At 53.4% G+C, this 8,908-nt stretch carries 10 protein-coding genes and 1 pseudogene; 7 read left to right on the top strand and 4 right to left on the bottom strand.

The window, feature by feature from the left end; translation table 11 throughout:
• Positions 1-249: 249 nt before the first annotated feature.
• A complete protein-coding gene (locus tag PGX04_RS25715; protein ID WP_273741095.1) occupies positions 250-597 on the top strand; it encodes a DUF7964 domain-containing protein in 348 nt (115 codons plus the stop codon).
• Positions 598-871: 274 nt separating this feature from the next.
• On the top strand, positions 872-1,978 hold the full coding sequence (locus PGX04_RS25710; RefSeq protein ID WP_273741097.1) for a tyrosine-type recombinase/integrase: 1,107 nt from the start codon (positions 872-874) through the stop codon (positions 1,976-1,978).
• Positions 1,979-2,352: 374 nt separating this feature from the next.
• On the opposite strand, the gene PGX04_RS25705 is transcribed toward PGX04_RS25710, so the two are convergent.
• Positions 2,353-2,565 carry a hypothetical protein gene (locus tag PGX04_RS25705; protein WP_273741094.1) on the bottom strand — a complete coding sequence of 71 codons (213 nt, stop codon included), beginning with the start codon at positions 2,563-2,565 and terminating at the stop codon, positions 2,353-2,355.
• Positions 2,534-2,734, bottom strand: a complete 201-nt coding sequence (locus PGX04_RS25700) for a hypothetical protein (RefSeq protein ID WP_273741093.1) — start codon at positions 2,732-2,734, stop codon at positions 2,534-2,536. Before PGX04_RS25700 ends, PGX04_RS25705 begins: the two co-directional genes overlap by 32 nt.
• Before the next feature lie 412 nt (positions 2,735-3,146).
• Between PGX04_RS25700 and PGX04_RS25695 the strand changes: the two are divergent.
• A pseudogene (locus tag PGX04_RS25695) lies at positions 3,147-4,146 on the top strand (IS630 family transposase).
• A gap of 431 nt (positions 4,147-4,577) precedes the next feature.
• Here the strand turns inward: PGX04_RS25695 and PGX04_RS25690 are convergent.
• Together PGX04_RS25690 and PGX04_RS34795 are read right to left on the bottom strand one after the other, a co-directional pair.
• Positions 4,578-4,745, bottom strand: a complete 168-nt coding sequence (locus PGX04_RS25690; RefSeq protein WP_273741092.1) for a hypothetical protein — start codon at positions 4,743-4,745, stop codon at positions 4,578-4,580.
• Positions 4,746-4,831: 86 nt separating this feature from the next.
• The gene (locus tag PGX04_RS34795) at positions 4,832-5,140 is read right to left on the bottom strand and encodes an ATP-binding protein (RefSeq protein ID WP_377043451.1); all 309 of its coding nucleotides are present in this window, start codon (positions 5,138-5,140) and stop codon (positions 4,832-4,834) included.
• On the opposite strand from PGX04_RS34795, the gene PGX04_RS25685 reads away from it, so the two are divergent.
• The 4 genes from PGX04_RS25685 to PGX04_RS25670 all read left to right on the top strand — a co-directional run bounded on the left by PGX04_RS25685 (position 5,028) and on the right by PGX04_RS25670 (position 8,903).
• Positions 5,028-5,261: a Rieske (2Fe-2S) protein gene (locus tag PGX04_RS25685; protein ID WP_273741091.1), complete on the top strand. Its 234-nt coding sequence runs from the start codon at positions 5,028-5,030 to the stop codon at positions 5,259-5,261. The two genes, PGX04_RS34795 and PGX04_RS25685, sit on opposite strands and share 113 nt — an antisense overlap.
• 373 nt (positions 5,262-5,634) lie before the next feature.
• Positions 5,635-5,931: a hypothetical protein gene (locus PGX04_RS25680; RefSeq protein WP_273741090.1), complete on the top strand. Its 297-nt coding sequence runs from the start codon at positions 5,635-5,637 to the stop codon at positions 5,929-5,931.
• A gap of 3 nt (positions 5,932-5,934) precedes the next feature.
• A complete protein-coding gene (locus PGX04_RS25675; protein WP_273741089.1) occupies positions 5,935-7,419 on the top strand; it encodes a sodium:solute symporter family protein in 1,485 nt (494 codons plus the stop codon).
• 653 nt (positions 7,420-8,072) lie between these two features.
• Positions 8,073-8,903: an IS5 family transposase gene (locus tag PGX04_RS25670; protein WP_273741088.1), complete on the top strand. Its 831-nt coding sequence runs from the start codon at positions 8,073-8,075 to the stop codon at positions 8,901-8,903.
• Positions 8,904-8,908: the final 5 nt, after the last annotated feature.

The raw sequence follows: 8,908 nt of genomic DNA, 5'->3' as shown, positions 1-8,908 counted from the left end.
TAGTCCATCCACGGGAATCGAGACGTCTCCAAGTACACGCCAGAGATGATCAGCTGTTTCACAGACCTTCTTGGCGTGGATGACGATCGCCCCCGCCAAAGCGGGGGCATCGTCGTCACCTGCAGGAGTGATGTTAGATACCATTAACAGTCAGTCCAGATACTGAAACCGAAGGAGAGACTCCCCATTAGGGCACCACATTTGGACCCACGCCAAACGGTTATTTACGCGCCAAGAGCTACTTGGAGTATGGCTCAAGATGGATCCCTTGTTGAATCGCTTCCAGACCGCCCACTCAAGGATACTGAGCGTGACGCACTCGAACGACACGAGAGCATCCAGTCAATAATGCCTCAGACGACGAAATTTGATCCAGAACACGGGATGGTTATGGACACTGCGATGTTTATTGGCTACGACTGGGTGACAGCCGTGACCTACGAAGCAGGTCACGGCTGGAGGGTTGTCTACGAGAGCGGTATGGAAGATAACATTCTCTCAGATGGGTTTCTGCGAAGCGAGGAGCTCTACGAAGAGCATCCGATTCAGCAAGGAATGGACGCTATGAGCGCTGTTGCCTCGGAAGACGAAGAATAGATTCTTTTTCAAACAGCTTCTCTGAGGACGATCGTAACGGGTGTCAGCTGTATGGTGGTTTGTAGAACTTGAGATCCCGAAGTTGTGGAGTTTTCGCGCACAGTCTGTACAGCGCTATCCGGTTTATGAGAATGTGAAAACACCCAGTATCTCCCGATATATCCACTCTCATAGCCTGTAACTCTAGTCTGTTCTGTCTGAAACGGCACAGTACATTAGACCAATAATGTACGGTACTATTTTCAGGGTCCACGCCCTCTGGGAAGCCGAGTCGATGATAAACAGCAACTCCGAGGGTTCAACCGAGGAAATCACCCTCGTAGCCGCCCGGAAAGAGTTCGTAGCCGAGAAGAAAGGAAACTATGGGTCAAACCTCGAGTACATCCTCAAAAAGTGGACCGACGACTGGCTCGACGGCCGTGACGAGGAGACGCTGGCCGATGTGACGCCGCTGACGATGCGTCACTACGCCTCGTATCTTGAGCGACGGGCTCGCGGAGACACCGGGATCGCCGAGTCGACGGCCCGCACATACTACAACTACGTCTCGGCGCTGCTCTCGTGGGCCGTGAAAGTCGAGTATCTCCCGGAGAACCCAGCAGAGAAAGAGCGAGCGAAAGGCCCGCTCCCGTCGGCCACGACGAGTAGCAGCGACCAACAGTTCTGGACACCCGAACAGCGCCAGGCGATCACCGACTACGTCGACGAACGCGCTCGAGCAGCGATCGACACCGACGGCACCGCTGCGTTCGAAGAAGTGCGCGATCGGGCACTGGTCTACGTCCTCGCGTACACGGGCGTCCGTGGTGCGGAGGTGCTGGCCGACAGGCGTGTAGACCGACGCAACGGCCTTCGATGGTCAGACGTTGACTTTGAAAACGGCATTATCGAAGTCTTCGGAAAGAGTCAGGACAGAGAAGAGGTCGGACTTACGGGCCAGACAATCGGCCCGCTACAACGGCTGCGAACGCTCGTCGACCCGCCCGCCGAATCGTGGCCGGTTTTTCCCTCCCGTCATCCGCCGTCATTGTATGATCGGATTGATACATCGGAGCACGACCGTCCAGACGGCAACCCGTTGGCGTTCGTCTTCGAACACGAGATCGAACCGCCGTCGATGAGCACCTCCGGCACGCGAACGCTGTTGAAACGACTCTCAAAAGAGGCCAAGGTGCCAGGTCTGGATGTCGACGACGGCGAGTATCTGACCTTGCATGGCGCTCGTCGTGGCGTCGGTGAGACACTGTATAAGGAACATGGTGCGCAACGCGCCCAACGGACACTTCGACACGCCGACCCGAAAACGACCTCCGAAATGTACTCGCACATCGAAGCGAGCGAGCTGGGTGAAGACAATACGAGTGTGTTCGAAAACGAATGAGTCTGTCGGCGACAGTTTTCACAACCGAACGGCTCAGGACCGTGGAAGAGATTGCCGCACTGTCATTTATCGCTTCGTCGGCAGCCACCTCCGCGTGAGTCTCGCAGTAATACTTGGTCGATCGCTCATGACCCACAGGATTGTAGATCATCACATGCGTGTCTTCGTTGAGGCACTCCTCACGCTCGCACGAGGCCATGAGACACTTTTCATCGTCTAAACAGAAAGTAACCCGACCTCTAGCGGCCATTCGCTAGCGATATCTGATTCACGAGTCCGTCATCCCCGAACCCACCCAAACACAGCCCCAGCCAGCCGCGACGGTCGTTTTTGGACTCGAGGTCAGGGTCGGTGTAGCGCTTGAGAGGGCGGCGTTATTGGGTTCTGTGCGTTCCCACCCGTGTACTCCATTCAATCATATCTGCGGGGTTGTACGTGGCCTTCCTGCAACGCTGGAGGTGCTCGTAGAACTGCGAGACATCACCGAGGTATCGAAGCTTCGACTCAGCGCTCTCGAGATCCCGGTCGAGTTCGTCGAACACCGCGAGGACGTGTTCAATCTCGTCGGCCTGGTGTGGGCTCGCCAAGGCGATCAACGAGGTTGACCCGGCCGTGGATATCCCGATAGAAGCGTGTGTAGGTAGCAAGTCGGGACCGTTTCGTCGTCACCGTACTTTCAGCGAGGTTGCGACATCGTTCGAGCGTGCGGACGTAGGACTCGAGTTCGTCGACGGCGGTTTCGTCGTCGATGCCCATGGGTAGGACCCCGAATCATCGGCTTCAAAGTAGCCAACCGACCGGCAGAACTCCGAAAGCGTCGTGTCGTGCTGTTCGCGGAGTGCATCCTTAGCCCGCCGTAGCCCACCTCGAGTAAGTCCTGATAGGTCGGCCGCTCGTCGAGATCGTGGCCGGCGCGTCGCAGCTTCGGTTCGATTTCTTTGTTCCAAAACGATTGGAGTTCCTCGAGAGATCTGTGTGACCAGCGGATTCGTTCGCTACTCATCGCCTCACCCGCTTGAGAAGGTCGTTTACTCCGGGTTGGGTGCATTCTAAGATCGTCATTTTCGTACTTCTCTGTATTTATGACAGTCACTAATAGATATCGTGTACTGGGTTGTCGCTATAGTAACCGTTAAAACTTTCTACTCAAAGAGTGTTGCTAAACGTAGTGGATCATCTCGACAAGATCTCTGTCGAGGAATTGCAAGATGCCCTCGACAACGTGGAGGGAAAGAAGCCGACGCAACGACTCTTACGGCAATAGCGTACAAAAACGGCGTCACGCAGACTGAACTAGCCGAGTGGTACGACGTTCAGCGACGGACAATCTATAGCTGGCTCAAGCGACTCGACACCGACGAGTCGCTTGAGCGTGCCGTAACTGATGCTCACCGATCTGGGAGAAAACGGAAGCTCTCAGAAGAAGAGCAACGAGAATTCGAAGAAACTGTCCACGAATCACCCGAAGAAGTTGGTATCGACGCGCCGGCGTGGACGCCGGCGCTCGTCCAGCAGTATCTCAACGAAACGTACGACGTCGAATACTCAATCCCGAGTTGCCGGCGGTTGCTCAAAGAAGCGGGATTGAGCCATCAAAATCCACGCCGTACAGCCGCCGAGGCTGATGCTGACGAGCAAGAGACATTCCGCGAGGAGCTCAAAAAAAGCGGTGGGAGATGGACGCCACGGTAGTCTGTATCGATCAAACCAAGAAATCCGTCCAAGTCGACCCGCGTGCCGCGTGGTTTCCTCGCGGCACGCGACCGTCTGTCAAATCATCCGGACAACGCGACTGGACGTGCCTTTTGGGCGCGATCACCGAGGACGGTGATCGCTTTTTCTCTCGGTTCGAAGAGTACGTGACCGCCGAGCACGCAAAACATTTCATTCTCGCATTATGTAAAGAGTTTAAAGATGATTTGATCGTCGTACTAGATGGTGCGCCGTATTTCCAGGCGTCGGCCGTCACGGACCTAGCGGCCCGTGACGACCTCGCCTTCGTCACGTTACCGGCGTACTCTCCTGAACTAAACCCGGTCGAAGAGTGCTGGAGACAACTGCAAGCGGCTCTCAGTAACCGATTCTTTGAGTCACTTACTCAGCTTACAACAGCGATCGACAACGCCCTCAACCAACTCTCGACCCCAAAGATGAGTAATTATTTCTAATGACTACTATAGTGGACAACCAAGATATACCGTATAGGAGCGATAGGTAGCCAAAGTTCGATAAAGTGTAAAATGCTATACAGAAATGAACACTCCTTCCACCAGCACGATCTTCCCGAAAACTAACGTCAAACACCTTCTAGATACCGTACGCGAAACGAAGGAGTCGGCAGTTACTCCTTCGGCGATACATATTCGAACTTGCTCGATGAAAGAACTTCAACGGCTTCGGCGTCCTCAAGTTCGCTATTCACATGAGAGCATGGCCTTCGCAAAAACAGTGAGCGTTCTGACTCCCCGTATCTCGATAGCGAGTATTCAGCCGTTATGTTACAAGTTTCACACAGTTCATGGGGATGTTCACACTGCATTAAAACCTATTCGCACTGACCAGTATGTGAGTATCGAGAAAGAGGGAATTCAGTCTATAGCTATTTCTGCTTCCGAAGCACATTCTCCATTTCAAGTCCATGACTTGTGGCAATCTCACCGGCCAGCGCCCACGCTCTGCTCGCCCGTTCTGGTTGGCCGTCCATTCGGTCAGTGTGGTGTTCGGCCAGCGCTTCGACGAGGAACAAGTCTTCTTGTGGGTCTCGCATCGACGGGGTTAGGCTTGGCTTCGGATGAAAAGAGTCGGGTGTTGAATACAGAGACTGTATCCAGCAGAGAGTTATCTATAGGCTATTCAGGTCCCTCGAACCGGGCGATTCTTTGTCCGAATTCTGGAGCGTAAACGAGAATGTCGCACTTCACCCGGTGTCGAGTCAACCTTAATCTTGCCCCCATGACGCTCGACGATTCGATTGCACAGCACAAGGCCGACTCCGTGCTGGCGTATTCGTCCTCCGTGTGGAGCCGCTGGAACCCTCGAAGATGCGCTCTTGGACCTCGGGATCGATACCGATATCCTCGTTAGTGACCGACAAGGTCTACTCGTCGCCGGACCGCTGGCTGAGGCGTCGACGCGTGGTGACTCGTCGCCGCTGTACTCGATGTCATTCTCAAGCAGGTTCTGGACAATTGACCTAGAAACGGGCGAATACCAGGTGTCCGGGAAACACATCGGAACGCTCAACGTTAAAGTCGAAGACGGGGAGAGATGGCTTGGGATCTGATCACCTGGTCGTACCGAGCTGCTAACCGACGTCGGAATCGGAATCGCGACATCAATAGCAATACAACGAGAGATTCTGGAGGCGGTCTTCCTGTCTTCCGTTTTGACCGCTTCGACAGTGTTGATCCGACAAACCATTCCATGTCGCATAGCATTTCACCGAAGTGCAGTGTACCGAGAGGCCCTACTCAGAACGGCCATCGTCCGCGACCGTCCACTGATGTCCACCGGCTAGGAGCAAACGTAGTAGCGAACGAGGCTGAAGACAAATCCCTAAACGGTCTCCGAGTGCTCATGCTCCTCTTCCTGAAGCACTGGAACATCTCATACAATAATCAATAAGTTTTTACACCGGACAATTGTACCGGACTCCCATGCCACTTGGAGACAGCGTGTGGTTCCCACAGTCAGCGGATCGTGCCACAGTACTAGTGGTTGTGATACTGATGGTGATACTGCATCAGTCTGAGCTGCTCGGACTCATGGATGCCGGCTTGCTGTTCGGATGGTTGCCCGTACAACTCGCATACGACATTTCCTTTCTTCTCGTCGGTTCCGTCATTGTTTACTGGATAACGACAGTTGTTTCTGCTACTCCCGATGAGTATAGTCCGACCGACCAAACGGAAGAATCACCGACATCCGAGTCCCCATCAACCACGGAAACATAGCTTATGGCTGCACTTTCACCTGACATCGTGTTGATATTGGCCATTGTCGTGATCTATCTTGTTATCGTACTGGGTGTCGGCTGGTACGCTGCACAACAGACCGGCAATTCGCGCGAGGACTATCTCATGGCGAGCCGGTCCTTCGGTACTCTCGTACTGATAGCCGCGTTGTTCGCCACGAATATGTCTGCTGTGACGATGATCGGTGCACCGGGGCTTTCATACAACATTGGACCCAATGCATTCGGATATTTCGTTGGTCTCTTTCCGTTCATCTTCTCCGTGTTGATAGTAACCGCCGGACGTCGTATCTGGCTCGCCGGGAAAGAGTTTGGTCACATCACGCCGGCGCAACTGATTAATCACCGCTGGAAATCGAAATATCTTGGTATCCTTGTGACCGTCCTGTTCACGTTTTGGACAGTTCCATATCTCTTGGTCGGCGTACAAGGTGCAGGTATTGTCTTCGAAGCGCTAACCGATGGCGTTATCCCGTACTGGGCAGGCGGGCTGATAATCGTCGCTATCGTCTTCATGTACGTCTACAGCGGTGGAATGCGGGGTACTGGATGGACGAACGCCTTTCAAGGGGCGGTTCTCCTGATCGTTCTTCTCGCCTTTTTTGTCCTTATTCCATTGCGACTTGGTGGGTTTGAAGTAGCAACCGATGCGACATTACAGACGGCTCCCGAGATGGTCAACCGGTCCGATATTGCTCCTCTCCAAACAAGGGAATACTTCTCGGTCGGTATCCTCGTTTCGATTGAAACATTTATACTCCCACATTTATTTATTAGATATATGACAGGTAGGTCAGTGAAGCAGTTGAATCGAACGGCGATCGTGTATCCAATCATCATCATATTGGCGTGGGTTCCTGCTGTGTTGATCGGATTCTGGGGGCTAGGGCAACTTCCTAACCTCTCGACTCCGGACTTCGTGTTGCCGATGCTCATTCAACAGAACTTCCCTGCTTGGGTGGTCGGATTGGCACTTGCAGGTATTCTCGCTGCGATGATGTCAACGCTCGACGGTCAGTCGCTCACACTTGGAACGATGTTTACTGAGGATATCCTTCGTCCGTTTACTGACCTTGAAACCGAACGCGCCGAGGTTCTCATTACACGCGGGTTCATCTTGCTGCTTTTGCTTACGGCGTACATTGGGGCTCAACTCACGCGTGAATCGGTAATCGATACAACGATATTCACATTTACTGGATACGCATTGATGTTTTTCCCCATTATCGGCGCGATCTATTCGAAGCGAATGAACAAGTACGCCTCCGGTACCGGCTTGGTGATCGGATTTCTCGGACATTGGGCGTTCGAATTAGGCGTCATCCCACAGGCGTACACATTCGGCTTCCTCCAGTTCATGCCGGTACTTATCGTTCAGCTCATTACGATGGTCACCGTTGCACTGATGACGCCGAAGCCACCGGAAGATCGAACCAGGGCCTACGACCGACTATTCACTGACGGTTGAAATTCCAGTGCATTAGAACTATCATCGGTCGAGTGCTTCTAGACACTGAGGTCAATAGAGCGGGCGGCACCGAACGACATCGAGATGAACGCAAATGGAAATATCATTGCTATCAGTCTTCTCCAAGTGGATCCTCGGGCCATCGTGGAGACTTACCTGGTTCCCAAAACTGCTTATAGTGCTGTCGTGAGGATTCAGGATCATTCTTGTGACAGTGGAAGCAAAAACGTTTCCCATTAGACTGATAGACTGCTCGTATGTCATGTGTAGAGTGGCGAACACCACACCCGTCACAAATATACCATCCATCGTCGCAATCGAGGCGGTGTGGGACAAACGGTAGGACCGAAAGGCGATCACGCCCAAAGAAATACCGTCGTTTGACGGTGGAAGAGTACTTGTTGGAGAGTACGAGGAGTGCGCGATCGACCTGTTGAGACAAATACCTGTGCAACCTCCTTGCTAGATCTGTCTTCATACTCGTCTTATACTCTCGTAGCAGTATAATTGTTGCTTCCTATTCAAGAGATCACAACAAAGTTCGTAAATAAACTGCAGAAGTAGGTGTGATTGCTCGGCTGTGTTGAATCACTAGACGGCGGCGGAATGGTTCGCTAAATCGAAGGTCTTGAAGCGGGAGACTTCAGTTGTTCATGACCCAAATCTCCCGCTTCATTGAGGCAGTTGTGCCGATTGCTCAAAACGTTACTGGCGATGGAGACGAATCCGCCGCCCCGGAAGGTGGCGGCGGGTTCGCCGACTATGCCTTCGTTTCCCTGCATTGTCTGCGGATTTACCTCGATACGTCCTACCGAATGACGATTGACCTGCTTAAGGAGATGCCACAAATAACCGGGGAGATCGGCCTCAACGCGGCCGATCTCCCTTCGCCATCCACGTTGTGTAAGGCGTTCGACCGGATCAGCATGAGCGTCTGTCGAGTGTTGCTGCGCCAGTCGGCGCAGCTACACGATCCATCCGATCACGCTGCTATCGACGCAACATTCTACGAGCGAGATCATGTGAGCCGCCACTACTGCCAGCGAACGAATTATCGCGTCCAGACGCTCAAAGTCACAAAGCTCGTCGATACAGCAACGCAGGCTGTACTCGACCTTCACTGTTCGACGACGTTAGAAGGCAGTGACGCAGATCTTTGTGAGCAGATCGCCCGCGTTCCGGCGGGCGATCTGCAGTCACTGGCTGCTGACAAGGGCTATGACAAGCAACAACTCCGCGAACGACTCCGTGAACTCGACATTCGCCCGCTGATCAAGCACCGGATCTTCGCGCCGTACGATCACGCACACAACGCCCGCATTGATGAAGATCGGTACGCTCAGCGGTCAATGGCCGAAACCGTCAACTCAGCCGTCAAGCGCTCGCTCGGCTACGCCGTGCGAGCGCGTAGCTGGTATCGAGAGTTCCGTGAAATTTCTCTGATGTGTGTCGTCTACAACATCAAACGTGCCGTCAAACAGTGAAATCC

Source organism: Natrinema soli (assembly GCF_028618695.1).
Note: the sequence above shows the minus strand (reverse complement) of the source record. Positions and strands in the feature narration are given on the sequence as shown.

Bases quoted from the DNA above. Each gene is read 5' to 3' on its own strand.
- PGX04_RS25700 (WP_273741093.1), bottom strand. From the start codon at position 2,734: ATGGGCATCGACGACGAAACCGCCGTCGACGAACTCGAGTCCTACGTC.
- PGX04_RS25670 (WP_273741088.1), top strand. From the start codon at position 8,073: ATGACCCAAATCTCCCGCTTCATTGAGGCAGTTGTGCCGATTGCTCAA.
- PGX04_RS25675 (WP_273741089.1), top strand. From the start codon at position 5,935: ATGGCTGCACTTTCACCTGACATCGTGTTGATATTGGCCATTGTCGTG.
- PGX04_RS25690 (WP_273741092.1), bottom strand. From the start codon at position 4,745: ATGCGAGACCCACAAGAAGACTTGTTCCTCGTCGAAGCGCTGGCCGAA.
- PGX04_RS25715 (WP_273741095.1), top strand. From the start codon at position 250: ATGGCTCAAGATGGATCCCTTGTTGAATCGCTTCCAGACCGCCCACTC.
- PGX04_RS25680 (WP_273741090.1), top strand. From the start codon at position 5,635: ATGCCACTTGGAGACAGCGTGTGGTTCCCACAGTCAGCGGATCGTGCC.
- PGX04_RS25710 (WP_273741097.1), top strand. From the start codon at position 872: ATGATAAACAGCAACTCCGAGGGTTCAACCGAGGAAATCACCCTCGTA.